We start from the raw sequence: 21653 nt of genomic DNA, 5'->3' as shown, positions 1-21653 counted from the left end.
CCCAATGGAACAGCTCAGATATTACGAAGACTACGTCATCGGCGAACAGCGCCTGACGACCGGCCGCACCATCACGGAGACGGATTTCGTCGTCCACGCGGGCCACACGGGGGACTTCTTCCCGCACCACATGGACGCCGAGTTCATGAAGACCCAGCCTTTCGGCCAGCGCATCGCCCACGGCACGATGGTGTTCTCGATCGGTATCGGCCTGACCGCCAGCGTCATCAATCCGGCCGCCTTCTCCTATGGTTACGACCGGCTGCGCTTCGTCCGTCCGGTCTTCATCGGCGACACGATCCACACGCGCGTGACCATCCATTCCAAGGAGGATGATCCCAAGCGTGCGGAGGTGGGGCGTGTCGTTGAGCGCACGGAAGTCATAAATCAGCGGGGGGAGGTTGTGCTCGCCGCCGATCACATTCACATTGTCAATCGTCGACCTTAGTCGTCAGACAACATGACAACACTGGAGGAAACTTCCGTCATGGCATCTCTCACCAACAAGAAGGTGGTGGTCACGGCCGCCGGCCAGGGAATCGGCAGGGCAAGCGCGCTCGCTTTCCTTGCCGCCGGCGCCCAGGTGCTCGCCACCGACATCAACGAGGCGACGCTCGCCAGTCTCGTCGATGAAGCCGGTTCTCCGGCGCTTCAAACGGCCAAGCTGGACGTGCTGAACCAGAACGACGTCGATCGCGTCTTTTCCGGTTTCGGCGACGTGGACGTGCTCTTCAACTGCGCCGGCGTCGTCCATGGCGGCACCGTACTCGACATGGCCGACAAGGACCTTGATTTCGCCTTCGACCTCAATGTCCGGGCGATGATCCGCACGATCCGCGCCGTCCTGCCCGGGATGATTGCCCGCGGGGGTGGCTCGATCATCAACATGGCGTCCGTCGCCTCCAGCGTAAAGGGCGTGCCGAACCGCTGCGCCTATACCGTCACGAAGGCGGCCGTCGTCGGTCTCACCAAGTCGGTCGCCGCCGACTATGTCACGCAGGGCATCCGCTGCAACGCGATCTGCCCGGGCACGGTGGAAAGCCCGTCGCTGCAGGATCGCATGCGGGCCCAGGGCGATTACGAGACGGCGCGGGCCGCCTTTATCTCCCGTCAGCCGATGGGACGTCTCGGGACGCCGGAAGAAATCGCCGATCTCGCCGTCTATCTCGCCGGCGCCACCTATACCTCGGGCCAGGCCTATGCCATCGACGGCGGCTGGACCATCTGACATTCGAAAGGAATTCTGACATGAAACTGATGCGCGTTGGCCCCATCGGCCAGGAAAAGCCCGCAATCCTCGACGCGGACGGCAAGATCCGCGACCTGTCGGCCCACGTCGCGGATATCGGCGGTGCCGCCATATCCCCGGAAGGGCTCGCCAAGATCGCCGCTCTCGACCTGAAGAGCCTGCCGGAACTCAAGGCCGATCGTATCGGCGCCTGCGTCGCGGGCACGGGCAAGTTCATCTGCATCGGCCTCAACTATTCCGACCACGCGGCTGAAACGGGCGCCGCGGTCCCGCCGGAACCTGTTATCTTCATGAAGGCCACCTCGGCCATCGTCGGCCCGAACGACGACGTGCTTATTCCTCGTGGCTCGGAAAAGACCGACTGGGAAGTGGAACTCGGCGTCGTCATCGGCAAGACCGCCAAGTATGTTAGCGAAGCGGATGCGCTCGACTACGTGGCAGGCTACTGCGTCAGCCATGACGTCTCCGAACGCGCCTTCCAGACCGAGCGCGCCGGCCAGTGGACCAAGGGCAAGTCCTGCGACACCTTCGGCCCGATTGGTCCCTGGCTCGTAACCAAGGACGAGATCGCCGATCCGCTGAACCTCGGCATGTGGCTGAAGGTCAATGGCGAGACCATGCAGAACGGCTCGTCGAAGACCATGGTCTACGGCATCGCGCATGTCGTCTCCTATCTCTCGCAGTTCATGTCGCTTCATCCCGGAGACGTCATTTCCACCGGCACCCCTCCCGGCGTCGGCATGGGCATGAAGCCGCCGCGCTACCTTAAGGCCGGCGACGTCGTCGAACTCGGCATCGAGGGTCTTGGCACCCAGAAGCAGACCTTCCGCGCCGACGCCTGACACATACCGGAAAACCCAGTCCCATGACCAAGATCACCAGCCTCCGCTCGATCGACCTTCGCTTTCCCACGTCCCAGAGTCTCGACGGCTCGGACGCCATGAATCCGGATCCGGATTACTCGGCGGCCTATGTCGTGCTCGGTTCGGACAAGGAGGGTCTCGAAGGCCACGGCCTCACCTTCACCATCGGCCGCGGCAACGAGATCTGCTGCGCGGCGATCGAGGCGCTGGATCATCTCGTCGTGGGGCTGGACCTTGACTGGGTGCGCGAAAATCCGGGCCGCTTCTGGCGGCACATCACCGGCGACAGCCAGTTGCGCTGGATCGGACCGGACAAGGGCGCCATGCATCTCGCGACCGGTGCCGTCGTCAACGCAGTGTGGGACATGCTGGCGAAGGAAGCAGGAAAGCCCGTCTGGCGCCTCGTCGCGGAGATGAGCCCGGAAGACATTCTGTCGATCGTCGACTTCCGCTACCTCACCGACGCGCTCACACCGGACGAGGCGCTCGCCATCCTCCGGAAGGCGGAGGCCGGCAAGGCGGAACGCATCGCCATCCTCGAGAAGGAGGGCTATGCCTGCTACACGACCTCGGCCGGCTGGCTCGGATACGACGACGAAAAGCTTCGCCGTCTCTGCCAGGAGGCGATCGACCAGGGGTTCAGTCACATCAAGATGAAAGTCGGGCGCGATCTCGAGGACGACAAGCGGCGCCTCCGGATCGCTCGCGAGGTGATCGGCGACGACCGCTTCATGATGATCGACGCCAACCAGGTCTGGGAGGTCGGCCAGGCGATCGACTGGATCGAGGAACTCAAGCCCTACAAGCCCTTCTTCATCGAGGAGCCGACCAGCCCCGACGACGTCGCGGGGCACAAGGCGATTCGCCAGGCCGTCGCGCCGGTCAAGGTCGCGACCGGAGAGATGTGCCAGAACCGCATCATCTTCAAGCAGATGATCGCCGGCGGCGCGATCGACATCGTGCAGATCGACAGCTGCCGCATGGGCGGCCTTAACGAAGTGCTGGCCGTGCTGCTGCTGGCCGCGAAATACGACCTCCCTGTCTGGCCGCACGCCGGCGGCGTCGGGCTTTGCGAATACGTCCAGCACCTGTCGATGATCGACTACGTGGCCGTTTCCGGCACCAAGGAAGGCCGGGTGATCGAGTTCGTCGACCACCTGCACGAACATTTCATCGATCCCTGCCGGATCGAGAATGCCGCCTACATGCCGCCGACGCTTCCCGGCTTCTCTATCGAAATGAAGCCGGAATCCATAGAACGCTATCAATTCCGAGGCTGATCCCCGACGTCGATTGTCCCCTCAGACGGCCCGCTCAGGCATAACCGGCACGGGCCGCTCTTCATTTTCGCCGCAAAGCGCCTTAAGTCTCTGGTCTCCCATACACGAATGCAGGACAGAGCATGACCCTCCCCGATTTTTCGAAGTCCGTCGATCCCGTCAAACTCGACAAGCTGGCGGAGGTCGCCGTGAAGGTCGGCCTGCAGCTGCAGAAGGACCAGGATCTGGTCATTACCGCTCCCATCGTGTCGCTGCCGCTGGTGCGGCTGATCACGAAGCATGCCTACAAGGCAGGGGCCGGCATCGTGTCGACCTTCTATTCCGACGAAGAGACGACACTCGCCCGCTTCCAACACGGTTCGGACGAGAGCTTCGACAGGGCGGCTTCCTGGCTCTACGAGGGCATGGCGAAAGCATACGAGAACGGCGCGGCGCGGCTTGCCGTCGCAGGCGATAATCCGATGCTGCTGTCGGCCCAGGATCCGGCCAAGGTGGCGCGCGCCAACAAGGCGAATTCGATCGCCTACAAGCCGGCTTTGGAGCATATCGCCAATTTCGACATCAACTGGAATATCTGCTCCTACCCGAACCCGTCCTGGGCCAAGCTCGTCTTTCCCGATCTGCCGATCGAAGAGGCCGTCCGGAAACTCGCCGACGCCATCTTCGCCGCCTCACGCGTCGACCGGGAGGACCCTGTGGGCGCCTGGGCCGCACACAATGGGGAACTCCGCAAGCGCTCCGCGTGGCTCAACGGCGAGCGATTCGCCGCGCTTCACTTCACTGGCCCCGGCACCGATCTCACGGTCGGCCTTGCTGATGGCCACGAATGGCATGGCGGCGCCTCGACGGCGAAGAATGGCGTGACCTGCAATCCGAACATTCCGACCGAGGAAGTCTTCACCACGCCGCATGCACTGAAGGTCGAGGGCACCGTCTCCTCAACCAAGCCGCTGTCGCACCAGGGAACGCTGATCGACGACATCCAGGTCCGTTTCGAGGGCGGCCGGATCGTCGAGGCCAGAGCATCGAAGGGCGAGGAAGTGCTGCTCAAGGTGCTGGACACGGACGAAGGTGCCCGCCGGCTCGGCGAAGTGGCGCTGGTACCGCATTCCTCGCCGATCTCGGCGTCCGGCATCCTGTTCTACAACACGCTGTTCGACGAGAACGCCTCGTGCCACATCGCGCTCGGACAGTGCTATTCGAAATGCTTCCTCGACGGCGCCTCGCTGACGCCTGATCAGATCAAGGCCCAGGGCGGCAATTCGAGCCTCATCCACATCGACTGGATGATCGGCTCCGATCAGGTCGATATCGACGGCATCAGGCCCGACGGCACCAGAGCGCCGGTCATGCGCAAGGGCGAATGGGCCTGATAGCGTGGCGTGACTGAGCTCCGCCGACGGTGGGGCTCCTGGCGATATGTGTCAGCGGTAGTAGATGATCCGCCCGCCATTGGCGGCGGTCTGCACCCACAGAACATTATGAAGCGCAATGTTGCGTCTTTCGATCGCCGCTATCAACTCCGGATCCTGCGAGACGGCAGACTGCGCGGCGCGCATGTCGGCCGGGAACGGATAGCGTGCGAACGGGATGGAAGGCCGGTCATCCGCTCCTCCCGGTGTGATCTCCACCGCCATCACGCCGTCGTTGTAATTTCGGCCGAATAGGATTGTGCTCAGTTGCATGTCGTCGGCGTGGGCGGCCGGGGCGGCGACGGCTGCGATCGCGGTAGCGGCGAGCAGGGCGGGGAAAATTCTCATGGCGGCATCCTTCTGGTCTCTCCAGAGGAGATAGGAAGTCTGCCGGAAAATGGAATATGCGGCGATCGACGTCAGGGCTTGGTGGAGCGCTTGGCGATCAAAGCGGCGGTCGCACTATCCCGGTCCTGCCGTTCCTTGGCCAGACGCGCTTCGCGCAGACGCTGGGTCTTTTCTTCGCGTTGCGACGCAATGGTATCCTGCTCGTCGACGGCGCGGGTGCGGGCCAGAAATTGCGACTGCGCCTTGGCGAAGGCCACTTCCGCCGTCTGGCGTGATTTGTTCAGATTGTCGGTCATCTCTCTTCTCCTTCCGAAACCTAGAGAGTTCGGGGTAACAAAAAAGGCCAGGCGCGGGGCCTGACCTTCACGGGGATCATGCTTTCAACAGTGCCAGTACATCCGTGGTCAAGGGAAAGCCAATCCCGGATTTGTTAGGCGGCCTGCAGGTTGCAAGCAGACATCTTGCCCGACTTGTTGTCACGCTCCATGTCGTAGGCGATCTTCTGGCCTTCGACAATTTCGCGCATTCCGGCGCGTTCGACAGCCGAGATGTGGACGAATGCGTCCGGGCCGCCGTTGTCAGGCTGAATGAAGCCGAAGCCCTTGGCGGAATTGAACCATTTTACTGTGCCAGTGGTCATGATGAACCCTTTCATAGCGCATAGAGTTGCCGTCAGCGCGGATGCGCTGCCGAAGTGATAACGATTTTTGAAAGGAAGGTTCGCTCAAAGCGCTGAAGCGCGGTAACCAAAGCTAGGCAGACAAATATCGACAGACACAATATGGATGTTGCCCACCCCAAAGTCAACCGAAAGTCTTGGTTAGAAAAATTCTCTCGCACCTGGCGTTGTTTTCATACGGAAAAACATGAAAGTCCGGCGAATTATTTAGCGTCAGTTTCGAGAAATATTTTCGAAACGCCGTAAAAATCTTTAGAAGTATATGAAGCTACGCCGTAGTTTTTCCAGAAAACGCATACGTTCGGTGTCATCCGCACGGTCCATGTCATGCAGAGCGAACATGCGAAAATCGAGCCTTTTCGCGCAGAAGGCGGCAACGCCGCGCTTCAGGATGCGGCGGACCGGATCGCCCATGTAGAACCGAACGACCCACCAGGGCGAACCGGTGCTGGTGACGACCGAGAAGCTGCGGATATTGGTCATCAGCGGAACGATGCGACCACCCGCCTTGTCGTGATCGAAGGCGACGCCCGGCACGAAGACGCGATCGATGAAGCCCTTCATGATGGCCGGCAGGTTGAACCACCATTGCGGAAAGACGAGGACGAGCGCGTCGGCCGCCTTCAGCCGCGCGACCAGCGGCGCTACGGCCGAGGCGTCATAGTCGGGCGTCATGTAGGCAGCCCGCTCGGCAGCCGTCAGGCGCGGGTCGAAATCTTCGGCGTAGAGGTCGAGAAAATCGACAATGTGCCCGGCGGTTTCAAGCGCCTCTCGGACGGTCCTTGCAGCGGAAGCGGCGAAACTGTCGGGCAGCGGGTGGGCGAGTACGACGAGGACACGCCTCTGGGCCATCAGAACAGACTCCCCTGCCCGGCCGGCGGATCAGGTTTGCGGACGGGCTTTGCCGCCGGAGCCGGCTTCGACGTGGTGGTAGGCCGGGGCGCCGGCGGCTCCTGTCCCTCGCCCGCGACGGCGGCGATGCGGCCATCGGCGAACTCGATCGCGAGCGCCTGACCCGTCGACAGAGCGGCGGCGCGCGAAACGGGCCGGTCATTCTCGTCGCGGATCACCGCATAACCTCGGGCAAGCACGTTCTTGTAGGAGAGCGACTGCAGAACCCGGTCCTGCGCCACGAGCGCCTGCCGGGCGCGGCGCAGATCGTTGACCACGGCGCTGTCGGTGCGCCGTCCGAGGCTTTCCAGCCGATCCCTGGAGCGCTCCGTCATCGCCTTCAGCCGTGCCGGTACGGCCGTCAGCGTCGCATCGAACCGGCCGAGCCGTGCCTTGTTGCGCTCGATCAACCGCTCGATGATCCGTTCAGCCAGCGATGCCCGGTCGGCGACCCGCTGTCGGCGCTCCATCAGCCGGCGCGCCAGCGTCTCCGGCGACAGGCGGGAGGCGGCGCGCTCGAAGCTTCGGCGCTTGTTCATGGTGTTGAGTTCGAGGCTCCTGCCGAGCCCGGCGGCGGCCTCGTCGAACCGTCGCCTCGGCAGCGCGAGCAACTGGTCGAGCGACGGCAGGGCGCGCACAAGGGCGCGGAGGTTCTGACGGCGGAAATCCATCTGGCGGCTCATGGCGCCGGACAGGCGCGCACCGTAGCTTGCCACCTGCGCTTCCAGTTCGGCGCGGACCGGCACGGCCATTTCAGCCGCACCCGTCGGCGTCGGCGCCCGCACATCGGCTGCATAATCGATCAGCGTCCAGTCGGTCTCGTGGCCTACCGCCGAGATCAGCGGGATTTCGCTTGCCGCTGCGGCCCGCACGACCACCTCGTCGTTGAATCCCCAGAGGTCTTCGAGACTGCCGCCGCCGCGCGCGACGATCAGAACGTCGGGGCGGGGGATCGCCGCACCCGGCTGCATGGCATTGAAGCCGGCGATGGCGTTTGCCACCTCCTCGCCGCATCCCTCGCCCTGCACCTTGACCGGCCAGACAAGCACGTGGACCGGAAAACGGTCGGAGATGCGGTGCAGGATATCACGGATGACGGCGCCCGTCGGTGACGTGACGACCCCGATCACCTTCGGCATGAAGGGCAGCAATTGCTTGCGGGCGGGATCGAAGAGGCCTTCTGCGCCCAGCCGTCGCTTGCGCTCCTCGATCAGCGCCATCAGCGCGCCGGCGCCTGCCGGCTCCATCTGCTCGATGACGATCTGGTACTTGGACGAACCGGGAAAGGTGGTGATGCGTCCGGTGGCGATCACCTCCATGCCCTCTTCCGGCCGGTATTTCAGCTTCGAGAAGGACCCCTTCCAGATGACGGCGTCGATGCGCGCCTTGTCGTCCTTCAGCGAGAAATAAGCGTGACCGGAGGAATGCGGTCCGCGATAGCCGGATATCTCACCGCGCACGCGCACGTGATCGAAGGCGGTCTCGATCGTCCGCTTGATCGAGCCGGAGAGTTCCGAAACCGAGAACTCGGTGAGATTGGTGGGCGAATCATCGCCGAACATGCTGGCCATGGTTTTTCCTAGCGCAAATCAGGCGGAAGATCAGCCTCGGATGGCAAACGGCGCCCCCCGGAATCACAGACCCAGGATTTTTTCACGCGGCCCGCGTCCCCCCTTTCCCCGGCGGTGGGATCATAGACGCCTCACGGCCAGCAAAAAGGAGATGCCGCCATGACAGACCGCTTCGCAACCACCTCACCGTCGCTCTCGGGCCCCGCCTTCTCGGGCTTTCCCGTCGTACCCAGCGATACCGTGCCGCTGCCTGAAACCACCCGCGCGCTCTATGTGGGAACGGGAGGGGACGTATCGGTCCTGTTCGCCTCCGGCGCATCCGTCACGCTGAAGGCGATCCCCGGTGGAACGTTGCTGCCGATACGCGCCAGCCGCGTCGCCGCCACGGGTACGACGGCGGCCGATATCGTCGGACTCGTCTAACGATAAGTTTACCTTTCGGCGCAACCGAACCTTAGGAGGATCACGCTATACCCTTTCCCATTGTAGTGCGTTTTGGGAGCAGGAAAGTGATCCTCCTTACGGCCATGGGTATCGGAATAGCGGCGGGGCTGATGCGGTCAGTCACCGTGATCGCGCTCGTCGCCGTGTTGATCTGCGTCGCCTTCGCGGTCGCCATGCTGACATCACCCGCCGCACCGCCGATGATGTCGCTGCTCTGGGCCATCGCCGGCTACAATCTCGGTCTGATCGACCTCGTGATCGGTCTGTTCGTCGTCGACCGTCTCCGCACAGCCTGACCTATTCAAGTCGGTCAGAAATCTCCATCATTCGTCCGCCAGGTGGACCTCGTAGATCGTGAAGCCAGACGCATCTGCCGCCGGCAGCGGCTTCAGGTATGGCGGGACGTCACCTCGCCCGAGTGCCGCATAAAGCCCGTCGGGCTTCGTATCCATCAGCAGTGTAGTCTGCGGATCGGACGGACAGAAGGCGATTATCGTCGTCCCCGATCCGCGCAGGAAGGCCGGGGCCTCGTCGGGCTGGGAGAGACTGATATGCAGCTCCGTCAGCATGCCGCCCTGGTTGCGGTGGTAGGGTGCGGACAGAACGCGGTGGTGGGTGAAGCGCAGGATCGAGGCACCGCTTTCGCTCGGCGCTGCCACCGTCGCTTCCGGTAGGGTCGCCAGTTGCCGCAGGGCCCGGGCTGACGTGCAATCCGTCGACGGGCCGGCCACCTGCGGCACGACGTTCCGCAGGCGGTTAATGAGACCGGCGGTGCCTTCCGTCGACATCACGCCGAAGAAGGCCCAGACATTGGGGACCGACAGCAGCACGGTGATCACGAAGGCGAAGCTCAGGCCGAGATTTTCAGGGTCGCGATTGGTCGCTCGGCGCAACTGGCCGATCAGCAGCGCCAGCGGCAGCACGGCCAGCAGATTGGCGAAGACGGCGCCACGCACCTGCACCAGCGCCACGGTCCAGGCGACCGCGATCAATGGCAGCAACACAGCATGCAACCGCACGCGATCGCGCTCCACGATGCGGAAGACGCAAACGGCCATGGCGAAAACGCCGACGGCGTAGAAGGCACCGAACAGACCCGGATCCTGACGCAGCTGATCCAACACCGATTGCGCCTCGACGACGCGTTCCAGCCAGAGGCGTTTCAGCATCGGATCGAGGTCCGCCAGCGGACTGCGGAGGCATTCGGGTGCGAGGACAAGCGCGGCCAGCAAGATAACGACGCCGGCGGCGGCAAGCAGGCCGAACCGACCCCTGATACCAAGCCGGGAGCCGAACATCACAGAGGCCAGAAGCAAGATGCCACCGATGGAGGCCAGTCCGTAATAGGCAATGGACAGGCTGTCGCAGGCGACGACCGCGTAGAGATGCGGCGGCGTGGTGGCGAGAAAAAGCGCCGTTATCGAAAGAATGAGCGATATGGCGAAGGCCTTGGCGGCGGCGGCGTAGACCTTGCCGAGCACGGCCCAGGAAACCGCGACGATCAAGCAGGCGGTCACGAGGATCGGGGTCGTTTCCGTGCCAACGGCAATGGCTGTCGCGGTCAGCACACCGGCAAGGATCATGCTCGAGGGGCGGTAATGCTCGTCGACCAGCATGGCCGCGAGCGCTGCGACCAGCACCAGCTGGACGTTATGATGATCGATCGCGCCGGGCAGGAAGCGGTTGCCGGTCGCGACCAACAGCGCCGTCAGGCCCATGGCGACATGCATCACCTGCGGGCCGCCCATGCGCCTGCCGGCAAGCCCCACCGCCGCCATCAGAGGCAGGACAAGAAAGAGCGGCCAGACGGTAAGTGCCAGCATCTCGGCCCGCGGCTGATCAAAGAACAGCCCGAAGAGCAGGATCAACGCTGCGATCGGGAGATCGACGAGACGAGACCAGTGCATCAGCGTGCCGCCTTCGAGGCCTAGCCTATATTGCATCAGGTCGAACCAGCGCTGTCCGTTGAGAAAATCACGGGCCTGGACGAGCCGCATGACATCGTCGTTGTCGGGACCGACATAATCGTGGGCGATCGGGATGTTGAGGAGCGCCATCGCGGCGATCAGGCCACCCGAATAGAGCGCCACGGAAAGGCCGTAACGCTGCCACCACGCCGGACCTGAACGTGCGGTTTCAGCGGCTTGCCCCATGCCTCGGCCCCATATCATCGAACGCGCTCGACGCGGGCGGCGGGACCGCCTGCGTTGTTGGCCGGAAACCTAGCCTTAACCTTATCAAGAAATAGTAAAATGTGACCTCTGCCCGACCGTGATAACGCGTTGCCGGAGAGACAATCGGTCGGGACGGGTAAACGCATGGCGAAATTGCTGCGCTTCGGTATCGTCGGTTCCGTCGGCTTCCTCGTCGACGCCGGCATCCTCGCGCTTTTGCTGGGCTTCACGCCGCTCGGACCGTTCATATCGCGCGCCATCGCCATCGCCTTGGCGATGATGGCGACCTGGTATCTCAACCGTCGTTTCACGTTCGGCGCCTCGCGGCATTCCATCGTGCGGGAAGGTTTCCGTTACGGCTCGGTGGGCTTGACGTCGGCGCTGGTCAACTACCTGGTCTATTCGGCGCTGCTCATCTTGTTTCCAACGCTTCAGCCGCTGGCGGCGCTGGTCGTCTCCTCCACCGCCGCCATGGCGTTCAGCTTCTTCGGCTATTCGCGCTTCGTCTTCCGTCGCTGACGCTTAGACGATTTCCCAGCCGTCCTTTTCGCTCGCCCGGTAGATAGCGTCGATGAAACGCTGGTTGGCGAGCGAGTTTTCGAGCGTCACCACCTCCGCCTTCTCGCCTGCCGCGGCGCGCGCGAAGGCTTCCGCCTCGCGACGATACTGGCGGCTGTCCTGGAAGCGGAAGATCTGGGAATGGCCATGCGAGCGGTTGGACAGCTCGATTTCCTCCGCGCCCCAGCGGTCGGCGTTGAACGGCGACTTCACCTCGATATAGCCCTCGGTGCCGTGGAACACCATGGATTGGCGATTGGCCATCTGGGTGGAGATGTAGAAGCTCAGCTCGAAGTCGCGGAAATCGGCTTTCACGCTCGAATAGATGTCGGTGCCGAATTCCGGATCGCGTTCGGTGACGGCCTGGACGCGGACCGGTTCGCGTCCCGTGGAAAAACGAGTCGTCATGGTCGGGTAGACGCCGATATCAGGCAGACCGCCGCCGCCCAGCGCCGGGATGTTGCGCATATTGCCGGGATCGCGATTGAAATAGGTGAAGACACCCTGGACATGGCGTAGCTGCCCGATCGCACCCTCGGCCAGCAGTTCGCGCACCTTCATCCAGACCGGCGTATAAGTCACCATATAGGCTTCCGACACCAGAACCTTGTTGCGATCGCGGGCTTCTATGAGGGCGGGGATCTGATCAGCCTTCAGCGCAATCGGCTTTTCGCAGAGAACATGCTTGCCGGCGTCGGCGGCCTTGATGGTCCATTCGACATGCTGCGAGGTCGGCAGCGGGATATAGACGGCATCGATGAGGTCGGAGGCCAGCATTTCCTCGTAGGAGCCGAAGGCGTGCGGGACGGAGAAGCGGTCGGCCATCTCGCGCGCCCTCTTCACATCGCGGCTCGCCACCGCGGTCACGACACAGTTCTCGGCATCCTGGATCGCCGGCACCACCAGTTCCCGGCCGATCTTCGCCGTCGACAGAATTCCGAAACGCAGCATGGTCCTCTCCCTTAAATCGATTCAAAGGCCGCAATCTAGCCAGTCTGCATGACAGGAGCAATGGCGAGAGAGGATTGGCATCCGGCTTCATCCACGCGATGTCCGAAAATGTCCGCCACGTGTCCGGAAGCGGCATTTTTCCGCTTTGGGAAGGCGATATTCTGTTGCAGACTTTGCAAACGAGGAGAAAAGAAATGTCCGCCATCAAGACCGCACTTATCGTCGTCGATGCTCAGGAATCGTTTCGCCACGCCCCGTACTGGGACGCCAACGAACTGCCCGACTACTTCCGGCATCAGCAGGCCCTGATCGACGGCGCGAAGGCCGCCGGCATTCCCGTCGTGCAGATCTTCCACACAGACAATGACGAAGAGTTCCGGGTGGAGAGCGGATTTGTCCGCACGCTCGACGAACTTAAGATCGAGCCCGACGTCACGTTCTTGAAAACGCGTCACTCGGCCTTCGTCGGTACGCCTCTGCACATCTGGCTGACGGAACACGGCATCAACCGCTTGATCGTCTCCGGCATCCGCACCGAACAGTGCTGCGAAACCACGGCACGGCATGCCGCCGACAGCGGCTACGCGGTCGATTTCGTCACGGACGCGACGCTGACCTTTCCGATGACGCACGCCTCCGGCGCGGTGTTCTCGGCACAAGATATCAAGACCCGCACAGAACTGGTGCTTGCCGACCGTTTTGCCCGCATAGCAACCGTCAACGAAGCTCTTGCAGCCGCGATCGAGGCTGCATGACGGAGCTTCGACCCCGGCCTCGCATCGTTCCGATCTACGTCGTCCTGCCGCCGCACACGCTGCTGCTCGACGTTGCCGGGCCGATCGAGGTGCTGGCCGATGCCAATACCGAACAGGACGAGGTGGTGTTCGACTGCCGTTTCGTGTCGCCTGCGGATATGCAACCGACATCGATCGGGCTTGCCGTGGCCCGCCTCGCACCCCTGCCACAATCCCTGCCGGACGACGCTTATGTGATCGTTTCCGGCAGCCTGATCGGGAAAAGCGACGAGCCTGATGTCAAGCGACAGCGGGCGGAAATCTCGACCTGGCTTGAAAGGGTCGTGACGCCGGAGGTGACTCTCGTGACGATATGCTCGGGCGCCCTGCTCGCCGGCGCCGCCGGACTGCTCGACGGGCGCGAATGCACGACCCATGCGGATTGTCTCGACGCTCTCAAGGCGGTCGCGCCGCTCGCCCGCGTCGTCGAGAACCGCCTCTATGTCGAGGATGGCAAGCGCCTGTCAAGCGCGGGCGTGTCGACCGGCATAGATCTGGCGCTGCATCTCGTCTCACGGCTTACCTCGCCGGCGGTGGCGATCCGGGTGGCACGCAACATGGTGCTCTACATGCGGCGCAGTGGCGGCGATCCGCAGCTGTCGCCCTGGCTTGCCGGACGCAACCACATCCATCCGGCCATTCACCGGGTGCAGGATGCGATCATGGCCGATCCCGCCTCGGATTGGGACGTTCCCCGCCTGGCCACACTCGCCCGCGTCAGCGAACGGCATCTGTCGCGCCTTTTCCGCGAGCATGCCCGAATGTCGGTCGTCGACTACATCAACCTGATGCGCGTGACGCTTGCCCGCGACCTGATCAGCCAGTCGCGGCTCGACATGGAGAGCGTGGCCGAGCGCGCAGGCTTTGCCTCCACCCGCCACCTTCGCCGCGTCTGGCGGCTGCACAATGCGCTGCCGCCCAGCCGCTACCGGATCGCCGGCGAGTAAGCCTGCCCCAGCCGCAATGAGATCAAACAAATTGAATGGTGGATCATTCACCCCGTTGTTAGGTTCGCCTCACAGCACCCGAACAGTCGATCACGGAGACCTCCCCATGAAGATGCGCCCCCTTGGCCGGACCGGCCTTACCATCGCTCCCGTCGTGTTCGGCGGCAATGTGTTCGGCTGGACGGCGGACGAGAGGACCTCCTTCGATTTGCTCGATGCCTTCTTCGACGCCGGCTACAACACGATCGACACGGCGGACGTTTATTCCGCCTGGGTCGACGGCCATGAGGGCGGCGAAAGCGAGACGATCATCGGCAAGTGGCTGAAGCGCGGGCATGTGGCGCGCGACAAGACCGTTATCGTCACCAAGGTCGGCTTCGACAACCGCGAGCGGAAGACCGGGCTCAGCGCCAATTGGATCGCGGAAGCCGCCGAGGCCTCGCTGAAACGCCTCGGAACGGACTACATAGACCTCTACCTCGCCCACAAGCCGGACCCCGACGTCGCGATCGAGGAGACACTCGAAGCTTTCGAGAAGCTGAAGACCCAAGGCAAGGTGCGATCGATCGGCTGCTCCAACTATGACGCCGAAGAGCTGCAGGCCTCGCTCGATGCCGCGAAGGCGAAGGGCCTGCCACGCTTCGACGTCCTGCAGCCGGAATACAATCTCTACACCCGCGACCGGTTCGAAGGCCCGATCGCCGACCTCTGCATCCGCGAGGAAATCGGCGTGATCAGCTACTACGCGCTCGCCGCTGGCTTCCTGACGGGCAAGTATCGCAAGACGGAGGATACCGAGGGCGTCGCGCGAAGCTACCGGGTCGGCAGCTATCTCGATGACAAGGGCTACCGTATCCTGGCCGCGCTCGATCAGGTCGCGGCAGAAACCAAAACCAATCCCGCCACCGTCGCGATCGCCTGGGTCGCCGCCCGGCCCGGCATCACCGCCCCCATCGCCTCCGCGACCAGCCTGCGGCAACTCGAAAGCCTCATCGCTGCCGGCAGGCTTCAGCTCAGCGAGGCACAGATGCGGCTTCTGAACGAGGCCGGAGCCTGACGATGGCGCTGACGATCCGGGATGCAACGCCCGACGACGAGCAGGCATGGCGACGGCTCTGGAACGACTATCTGGCCTTCTACAAGGTCGATCTCCCCGACGACGTGACCGACCACACCTGGGCGACGATTCTCGATCCCGCATCCCGCGTCGCCATGCGGGTCGCCGAGCTCGACGGTGAACTCGGCGGCTTCGCAATCCACCACTTCCACGATTCGACCTGGGTGAAGACGCCGGACTGTTACCTGGAGGACCTCTACCTTGACGAACGCTTTCGCGGCCAAGGCATCGGGCGCTCCCTGATCGACGATCTTATCCTCTTGGCGAAGGCGAAAGGCTGGTCGCGGCTCTATTGGCACACAAACCGGGACAACGAGACGGCGCGGAAACTCTACGACACCTACGCACAGGAAGACGGGCACATCCGCTACCGGATCAGGCTAACGTGATCAGCCGCCGCCATGGCGGAAGAAATCGATGAAGGCGCGCAGTGCCGGACGCATCTGCCGGCGCGAGGCGTAGTAGATGTAGAAACCGTCGAAGGGCTGGCACCAGTCCGACAACACCTCGACGAGTCGGCCGGCCTTCAGGTCCTCCTCAACCTTCCTCTCGAAGATGAAAGCAAGGCCGGCGCCTTCCAGGGCGGCGGCGCGGATGAGGCTCTGGTCCGAGAGGATCAGTGGACCCGATACGTCGATGGCGATCTCCTTGCCGTCCTTCTCCAGTTCCCATCGGTAGATGCGCCCGCTGGAAAACCGCCTGCGAATGCAGCGATGATGCATGAGATCATTGGGATAACGCGGAACCGGATGTTTCTCGAAATAGCCGGGCGAGCCGACGATGACGCCGCGCCAAGGGCCGCTGGCGCGCACGGCGATCATGTCGGCATGGAGGTTTTCGCCGAGCCTCAGACCCGCGTCGAAACCCTGCTCGACGATGTCCTCGAACCGATCGACCAGCACAAGCTCCAGCTCGATATCCGGATAGGCTTCCAGAAAGGCGCCGACGCGCGGGACGATCAGGTCCTCCGCGGCAAGCCTCGGCATGGTGATGCGCAGCGGTCCCGCCGGACGACCACCGCTTTCGGCGATCGCCGAGAGACCCGCCTCGATTTCCGCCAGTGCCGGCGAAAGGCGTTCGAGCAGGCGCTCCCCTTCTTCCGTTGGCCTGACGCTCCTGGTGTTTCGCGCCAGTAACCTGACACCGAGATGTTCCTCAAGCGCCGCCACGGCGTGGCTTGCGGCCGATGGTGCAACACCCAGCTCTTCCGCCGCCCGCCGGAAATTGCGGTGGCGCGCGACGACGGCAAGAACGGCAAGCTGGGCGAGTTGAGTCCGATTCATTGTTCTAACTGATAGATCAAGCTGTTCCTTCTTGCAGCAATTTTCAGAAGAGTGATACCGGCATATTCTGCGCCTCGATCGATAGCCCGTTCGAAGGAGCATTCCATGAAGATCCGCAAACTTGGTTCCCTTTCCGTCTCGTCCCTCGGCCTCGGCTGCATGGGGATGAGCCACGGCTACAGCCCGACCGGAGACGACGTGTCCTCCACGGCGACGCTGCACCGGGCCGTGGAGCTCGGCGTCACGCTGTTCGACACGGCGGAAGTCTACGGCCCGTACACGAACGAGATTCTCGTCGGCAAGGCGCTGAAGCCGTTCCGCGACAAGGTTCAGATCGCCACCAAATTCGGCTTCCGCATCGATCCGACGAAGCCGGCTGCAGGCATGATGGTCGGCACCGACAGCCGGCCGGAAAACGTTCGCGCCGTCGCCGAGGCCTCCCTGAAGCGGCTCGATACTGATGTGATCGACCTCTACTACCAGCACCGGGTCGATCCGGCCGTGCCGATCGAGGAGACGGTAGGCGCGATGGCCGAGCTCGTCAGCCAGGGCAAGGTCAAGGCATTGGGCCTCTCCGAAGCCAGCGCCGATACCATCCGCCGCGCCCATGCGATCCACCCCATCGCTGCTGTCCAGAGTGAGTATTCGCTCTGGACCCGCGACCCGGAGGAAAACGGCGTGCTGGAAACCTGCCGCGAGCTCGGCATCGGCTTCGTGCCCTTCAGCCCGCTCGGTCGCGGCGTCTTGACGGGTGGCCTAAAGAAACTGGACACGCTCGCCGCCGACGATTTCCGTCGGAGCCTGCCGCGGTTCCAGGCGGACAATTTCGACGCCAATCTGGCGCTGATCACGCTGCTGGAAGAGATGGCGGCCAAGAAGGGCGTGACGCCGGGGCAACTGGCGCTCGCCTGGGTTCTGGCGCAGGGCGATTTGATCGTTCCGATCCCCGGGACGACGAAGATCGCCAACCTCGAAAGCAATGTCGCGGCCGCCGACATCGTGCTGACACCGGACGAGGTCAGCCAGCTCGGCGACCTGCTGTCGCCGTCGAAGGTGGCCGGTGGGCGCTATCCCGAAGCGATGGCCAAGATGGCAGGAAGATAAGCCCTTCCTCCACCCCAAAAGCGGCGTGGGACGCAATCGCGTCCGGCGCTCCGACTTTTTAATTGCATATGCAATTATATCTGCTAGGGTTGAGCCATGTTCGATCATTGCCTCTACTTCAACACCGTTTCCCTTGCCCGCCAGCTGGAGCGCGCCTGGACGGAGGCGTTCAAGCCTTTCGACCTGACGCCATCCCAGGCGTTCACGCTCCGCGCCGTGCTGCGCAAGCCGGGAATGCTGCAGAGCGAGCTGGCCGAGACAATGAAGATCGCCCGGGCCACGGCGACGCGGGCAGTGGACGGTCTTGAGGCGCGAGGCCTGCTGCAGCGGAGACCCAACGATCGCGACAGGCGTGAAAGCGAGGTCCACCCGACGGGGGCGGCGCTCGACCTGCGCGATGATCTGGAAGCCGCAAGCGCGGCCATGACCACAAGGTTCAAGGGCGAACTCGGCGCCGAACGGTTCAGGACGTTCGTCGATGAGATCAAGTCCATCGGGGCCAGCTTGCCCTGATGTCGACCCAAATAGTTGCATAGCTAACCAAGGAGAGTTCCATGCCCATCCTCAACGTCAAGATCAGCGGCGTCCGTTCCGACGCCGTCACGGCATCCGTCTCCCGGATGCTCCAGGACCACACCCAGCGGATCCTGCGCAAGGACCCGGCGCTGACGGCGATTGCCATCGACTACATCGATCCGCGCGACTGGATCGTCGGCGGCAAGAGCCTTGCCGAACAGAAGCAATCCAGCGTCTACCTGAACATCAAGATCACGGACGAGACCAACACCAAGGACGAGAAGGCGGCCTATATCCGCGCGGTGTTCGACGGATTTTCAGCTCTCCTCGGCACGCTGCACGAGGAGAGCTACATCCACGTCGAAGATGTCCGCGCCGCGGCCTATGGCTACGGCGGGAAAACCCAGGAACGGCGGTATCACGAGGGACGTTAGGCGCGCAGCACGCCGCCTGTCGTCTTCTCGACATTGCCGACGATCTTCTTCGTCAGCGCATCGAAATCCTCGTCGGTCAGCGTCTTGTCGACCGGCTGGATCAGCACCTCGATCGCCACAGACTTGCGGCCTTCGCCGACGGAGGCACCTTCGAAGATATCGAAGACGTTGACGCCCGAGATCAGCTTGCGGTCGGCGCCGCTTGCGGCCCTGACGATGGCGCCCGCCTCGACGGTCTTGTCGACGACAAAGGCGAAGTCGCGGCGCACCAGCTGGAACGGCGAGAGTTCGAGCGCCGGCTTGGTGCGGGTCGCCTTCCTCTTCGGCTCCGGCATCGCGTCGATGAAGATCTCGAAGCCGCAGAGCGCGCCGGATACGTCAAGCGCGCCCAGCGTCTTCGGATGGAATTCGCCGAAATAGCCGAGGATCACCTTGGGGCCGGCCTTGATGGTGCCGGAGCGGCCCGGATGATACCAGGCCGGGGCGCCCGCCTCGATCTGGACATTGCTCATCGGCAGACCGCAGGCTTCCAGCACCGCTAGCGCATCCGCCTTGGCGTCGTAGACATCGACCGGCTTGCCGCCGCCCTTGGCGGCATTCGACCAGAGCCGGCCGCTGCCGGCCAGCGAGGCCGTGCCGCGCCTGATACCACCGGCAACACGGCGCTGGCCTTCCGGCGTGTCGCTCTCGTAGGTTCCGGACACCTCGAAGATCGCCACGTCGCCGAAGCCGCGGTCGGCATTGCGCTGGGCCGCCGTCAGAAGGCCGGGCAGCAACGAGGGTCGCATGTCGGACATGTCTGCCGCGATCGGGTTGGCGAGCTTCAGCGCGTGGCTGCCGCCGCCGAAGAGCTTGGCATGGTCTTCCGAGATGAACGACCAGGTGACGGCCTCCAGCATGCCGCGGGCCGCAAGCGCCCGCTTGGCCGCCCGGCTGCGGATCTGCAGCGTGGTCAGAATCTTGCCGTTAACCGAACCTGTCGGCGCAAGCGGCTCCGGCTTGATTTGGTCGACGCCATGGATGCGCATGACTTCCTCGACGAGATCGGCCTTGCCGTCGACATCCGGACGCCAGGAGGGAACGGCGACCTTCACCGTCTCGCCCGAGCCCGAAACCTCGAAGCCGAGACCGGTCAGAATCTGCTTCGCGTCTTCGTTCGACACCGTGAGACCCGTGAGCCGCTTCACTTCCGAATAGGGGAAGTCGACCACCTTCTTCGTGTGACCCTTGTAGCCGGTAACCTTCTTCTCCGCGGCCGTCCCGCCGCACATTTCGAGCACCAGTTCCGTTGTGCGTTCCAGACCCGGAACCATGTATTCCGGATCGACGCCGCGTTCGAAGCGATAGCGTGCGTCAGTAATAATGCCATGGGCACGGCCGGTCTTGGCGATATTGATCGGGTCCCAGAGGGCCGATTCGATCAGCACGTTGACGGTGTTCTCGTCGCAGCCGGAATGCTCGCCGCCCATGATGCCGCCGATCGATTCCACACCGTTGTCGTCGGCGATGACGACATTGGCCGGGTTCAGCTTGTAGGTACGGGTATCGAGCGCGAGAATCTCTTCGCCTTCCTTCGCGCGACGCACCACGAGCGTACCCTTGACCTTGTCGGCGTCGAAGACGTGCATCGGCCGGCCCTGATCGAAGGTCATGTAGTTGGTGACGTCGACCAGCGCCGAGATCGGGCGCAGGCCGATCGCCAGCAGGCGCTGCTGCATCCATTTCGGGCTCGGCCCGTTCTTGACGCCGCGCACGAGACGGTAGGCGAAGCCGGGGCAGAGGCGCTCGTCGTCGAGCACGATCTTGACCTCGTACGGCGTCTCGCCCTCGACCTTGAAGGACGGCGCCTTCGGCGTTTTCAGCTTGCCGAGACCGGACGCTGCCAGATCGCGGGCGATGCCGTAGATCGAGGTGCAGTCCGGACGGTTCGGCGTCAGGTTGATCTCGATGACCGGGTCGTCGAGGCCGGCATAGGACGCGAAGGACGTGCCGACCGGCGCATCCTCGGGCAGGTCGATGATGCCGTCGTGATTGTCCGAGATGTTGAGCTCCTTTTCGGAGCACATCATGCCATGGCTCTCGACACCGCGGATCTTGCCGACGGAGAGCGTCACATCGATACCGGGAACATAGACGCCCGGCCGGGCGAGCGCGCCGACGAGCCCCGCCCGCGCATTCGGCGCGCCGCAGACGATTTGCACCGGCTTTCCGTCACCGGCATCGACCATCAGCACCTTCAGCCGGTCGGCTTCCGGATGCTTCTCGGCGGAGAGAACCTTGGCGATGACGAAGGGCTTGTACGCCGCCTTGTCATCGACATCCTCGACTTCGAGGCCGATCGCGGTCAGGCGCTCGCAGATCTGTTCAAGCGTGGCGTCGGTATCGAGGTGATCCTTCAGCCAGGAGAGTGTGAATTTCATCGAACTGTCTCGTCTTCCTCAGCGCGCCCGTGGCGCAATTCAATATTCCGTCGCCCGTGTCGACCTCTAGCTTAAGCAGCCTTCTCGGGCGCCTTGGCCCCAGGCGCTTTCACACCGAGGAACATGCTCTTCACCGAAATGCCCTCATCAACTTCTGTCCACCAGACACCTTCGTACATAAGTTCAATGTCGTTCAATCCTTGCAGATCGAGCCCAGAAAGGAACGGATACCACCAGAGCGGCGCGGAGATCGTGCGCCCGTCGGCAAGCGTCACATGCACCTCGTCCTTTGTGCACCAAGCTTTCACCGGACGCATTTCTTCGGTCTCAAATTCCAAAGAAGTCATTCCAAGCCTCGATCCATTCGCTTTGATGTTCGGCGATTACCGCCAAGATCCGTTCAATTTCGCGATCATTGTACCCGACATTCCTAGCCACCGCCAAACTCGTCAACCAAACCTTCAGCGACTTCCCATCTTTGACCACGTGGATATGCGCGGGCTCACCTCGATCGAGAGCATAGAACCTGAACTTGTATCCATGCCAGACAAGGAGTGTTGGCATCTGCTTCACTAGCCCTCAATCGACACCATCCGACGTCGCCCAATTCAGGGAAGG

At 63.1% G+C, this 21653-nt stretch carries 26 protein-coding genes; 15 read left to right on the top strand and 11 right to left on the bottom strand.

Features of this window, described 5'->3' with window-relative positions; genetic code table 11:
* The first annotated feature begins 4 nt into the window (after positions 1-4).
* From J5J09_RS02960 to J5J09_RS02940, 5 genes are all read left to right on the top strand, one after another.
* Positions 5-448 (top strand): MaoC/PaaZ C-terminal domain-containing protein, encoded by a 444-nt coding sequence (locus J5J09_RS02960; RefSeq protein ID WP_208548208.1) that lies wholly within the window; start codon positions 5-7, stop codon positions 446-448.
* A gap of 39 nt (positions 449-487) precedes the next feature.
* Entirely contained in the window at positions 488-1228 is a 741-nt protein-coding gene (locus J5J09_RS02955; RefSeq protein WP_208548207.1) for an SDR family oxidoreductase, read from the top strand.
* A gap of 20 nt (positions 1229-1248) precedes the next feature.
* Positions 1249-2091, top strand: coding sequence for a fumarylacetoacetate hydrolase family protein (locus tag J5J09_RS02950; RefSeq protein ID WP_208548206.1), 843 nt, complete (start codon positions 1249-1251; stop codon positions 2089-2091).
* A gap of 23 nt (positions 2092-2114) precedes the next feature.
* The gene (locus J5J09_RS02945) at positions 2115-3392 is read left to right on the top strand and encodes an L-fuconate dehydratase (RefSeq protein ID WP_208548205.1); all 1278 of its coding nucleotides are present in this window, start codon (positions 2115-2117) and stop codon (positions 3390-3392) included.
* A 122-nt stretch (positions 3393-3514) separates the two neighbouring features.
* Positions 3515-4765 carry an aminopeptidase gene (locus J5J09_RS02940; RefSeq protein WP_208548204.1) on the top strand — a complete coding sequence of 417 codons (1251 nt, stop codon included), beginning with the start codon at positions 3515-3517 and terminating at the stop codon, positions 4763-4765.
* Positions 4766-4816: 51 nt separating this feature from the next.
* Here the strand turns inward: J5J09_RS02940 and J5J09_RS02935 are convergent, their stop codons facing one another.
* The 5 genes from J5J09_RS02935 to xseA all read right to left on the bottom strand — a co-directional run bounded on the left by J5J09_RS02935 (position 4817) and on the right by xseA (position 8293).
* On the bottom strand, positions 4817-5152 hold the full coding sequence (locus tag J5J09_RS02935) for a hypothetical protein (protein WP_208548203.1): 336 nt from the start codon (positions 5150-5152) through the stop codon (positions 4817-4819).
* A 71-nt stretch (positions 5153-5223) separates the two neighbouring features.
* Complete coding sequence (locus tag J5J09_RS02930) at positions 5224-5448, bottom strand: hypothetical protein (protein WP_208548202.1); 225 nt, start codon at positions 5446-5448, stop codon at positions 5224-5226.
* A gap of 134 nt (positions 5449-5582) precedes the next feature.
* A complete protein-coding gene (locus J5J09_RS02925; protein ID WP_208548201.1) occupies positions 5583-5792 on the bottom strand; it encodes a cold-shock protein in 210 nt (69 codons plus the stop codon).
* Between the two features lie 291 nt (positions 5793-6083).
* A complete protein-coding gene (locus J5J09_RS02920) occupies positions 6084-6683 on the bottom strand; it encodes an NAD(P)H-dependent oxidoreductase (protein WP_208548200.1) in 600 nt (199 codons plus the stop codon).
* Entirely contained in the window at positions 6683-8293 is a 1611-nt protein-coding gene (gene xseA, locus J5J09_RS02915; protein WP_208548199.1) for an exodeoxyribonuclease VII large subunit, read from the bottom strand. Before xseA ends, J5J09_RS02920 begins: the two co-directional genes overlap by 1 nt.
* Positions 8294-8452: 159 nt before the next feature.
* Here xseA and J5J09_RS02910 point away from each other — a divergent pair, with 159 nt between their 5' ends.
* Together J5J09_RS02910 and J5J09_RS02905 are read left to right on the top strand one after the other, a co-directional pair.
* Entirely contained in the window at positions 8453-8716 is a 264-nt protein-coding gene (locus tag J5J09_RS02910; RefSeq protein ID WP_208548198.1) for a hypothetical protein, read from the top strand.
* Between the two features lie 86 nt (positions 8717-8802).
* Positions 8803-9033: a hypothetical protein gene (locus J5J09_RS02905; protein ID WP_208548197.1), complete on the top strand. Its 231-nt coding sequence runs from the start codon at positions 8803-8805 to the stop codon at positions 9031-9033.
* Positions 9034-9060: 27 nt separating this feature from the next.
* On the opposite strand, the gene J5J09_RS02900 is transcribed toward J5J09_RS02905, so the two are convergent.
* Positions 9061-10890 carry a hypothetical protein gene (locus J5J09_RS02900; protein ID WP_208548196.1) on the bottom strand — a complete coding sequence of 610 codons (1830 nt, stop codon included), beginning with the start codon at positions 10888-10890 and terminating at the stop codon, positions 9061-9063.
* A 165-nt stretch (positions 10891-11055) separates the two neighbouring features.
* Between J5J09_RS02900 and J5J09_RS02895 the strand changes: the two genes are divergently transcribed.
* On the top strand, positions 11056-11430 hold the full coding sequence (locus J5J09_RS02895; protein ID WP_208548195.1) for a GtrA family protein: 375 nt from the start codon (positions 11056-11058) through the stop codon (positions 11428-11430).
* Positions 11431-11433: 3 nt separating this feature from the next.
* Here J5J09_RS02895 and J5J09_RS02890 read toward each other — a convergent pair whose 3' ends face one another.
* Complete coding sequence (locus J5J09_RS02890) at positions 11434-12420, bottom strand: Gfo/Idh/MocA family oxidoreductase (RefSeq protein WP_208548194.1); 987 nt, start codon at positions 12418-12420, stop codon at positions 11434-11436.
* Positions 12421-12614: 194 nt separating this feature from the next.
* Here J5J09_RS02890 and J5J09_RS02885 point away from each other — a divergent pair, with 194 nt between their 5' ends.
* The 4 genes from J5J09_RS02885 (at position 12615) to J5J09_RS02870 (ending at position 15667) form a co-directional block, all read left to right on the top strand.
* Entirely contained in the window at positions 12615-13175 is a 561-nt protein-coding gene (locus tag J5J09_RS02885; protein ID WP_208548193.1) for an isochorismatase family protein, read from the top strand.
* Positions 13172-14161 carry a helix-turn-helix domain-containing protein gene (locus J5J09_RS02880; protein ID WP_208548192.1) on the top strand — a complete coding sequence of 330 codons (990 nt, stop codon included), beginning with the start codon at positions 13172-13174 and terminating at the stop codon, positions 14159-14161. The genes J5J09_RS02885 and J5J09_RS02880 overlap by 4 nt, the downstream gene beginning before the upstream one ends.
* A 106-nt stretch (positions 14162-14267) precedes the next feature.
* A complete protein-coding gene (locus J5J09_RS02875) occupies positions 14268-15218 on the top strand; it encodes an aldo/keto reductase (protein WP_208548191.1) in 951 nt (316 codons plus the stop codon).
* A gap of 2 nt (positions 15219-15220) precedes the next feature.
* A complete protein-coding gene (locus tag J5J09_RS02870; RefSeq protein WP_208548190.1) occupies positions 15221-15667 on the top strand; it encodes a GNAT family N-acetyltransferase in 447 nt (148 codons plus the stop codon).
* On the opposite strand, the gene J5J09_RS02865 is transcribed toward J5J09_RS02870, so the two are convergent.
* Complete coding sequence (locus J5J09_RS02865; protein WP_208548189.1) at positions 15668-16561, bottom strand: LysR family transcriptional regulator; 894 nt, start codon at positions 16559-16561, stop codon at positions 15668-15670.
* A gap of 105 nt (positions 16562-16666) precedes the next feature.
* Here J5J09_RS02865 and J5J09_RS02860 point away from each other — a divergent pair, with 105 nt between their 5' ends.
* From J5J09_RS02860 to J5J09_RS02850, 3 genes are all read left to right on the top strand, one after another.
* Positions 16667-17665, top strand: a complete 999-nt coding sequence (locus tag J5J09_RS02860) for an aldo/keto reductase (protein WP_208548188.1) — start codon at positions 16667-16669, stop codon at positions 17663-17665.
* A gap of 96 nt (positions 17666-17761) precedes the next feature.
* Entirely contained in the window at positions 17762-18178 is a 417-nt protein-coding gene (locus J5J09_RS02855) for a MarR family transcriptional regulator (RefSeq protein ID WP_208548187.1), read from the top strand.
* A gap of 41 nt (positions 18179-18219) precedes the next feature.
* Complete coding sequence (locus tag J5J09_RS02850) at positions 18220-18615, top strand: tautomerase family protein (protein WP_208548186.1); 396 nt, start codon at positions 18220-18222, stop codon at positions 18613-18615.
* Here the strand turns inward: J5J09_RS02850 and pheT are convergent.
* The 3 genes from pheT to J5J09_RS02835 all read right to left on the bottom strand — a co-directional run bounded on the left by pheT (position 18612) and on the right by J5J09_RS02835 (position 21599).
* Positions 18612-21035 carry a phenylalanine--tRNA ligase subunit beta gene (gene pheT / locus J5J09_RS02845; RefSeq protein WP_208548185.1) on the bottom strand — a complete coding sequence of 808 codons (2424 nt, stop codon included), beginning with the start codon at positions 21033-21035 and terminating at the stop codon, positions 18612-18614. The genes J5J09_RS02850 and pheT overlap by 4 nt on opposite strands.
* 71 nt (positions 21036-21106) lie before the next feature.
* Positions 21107-21382 carry a DUF2442 domain-containing protein gene (locus tag J5J09_RS02840; RefSeq protein ID WP_246745777.1) on the bottom strand — a complete coding sequence of 92 codons (276 nt, stop codon included), beginning with the start codon at positions 21380-21382 and terminating at the stop codon, positions 21107-21109.
* Positions 21363-21599 (bottom strand): DUF4160 domain-containing protein, encoded by a 237-nt coding sequence (locus J5J09_RS02835; RefSeq protein WP_208548184.1) that lies wholly within the window; start codon positions 21597-21599, stop codon positions 21363-21365. Before J5J09_RS02835 ends, J5J09_RS02840 begins: the two co-directional genes overlap by 20 nt.
* Between the last annotated feature and the right edge of the window lie 54 nt (positions 21600-21653).

The sequence above is a fragment of the Ciceribacter sp. L1K22 genome, from assembly GCF_017599385.1.
Taxonomy (GTDB): domain Bacteria; phylum Pseudomonadota; class Alphaproteobacteria; order Rhizobiales; family Rhizobiaceae; genus Allorhizobium.
Note: the sequence above shows the minus strand (reverse complement) of the source record. Positions and strands in the feature narration are given on the sequence as shown.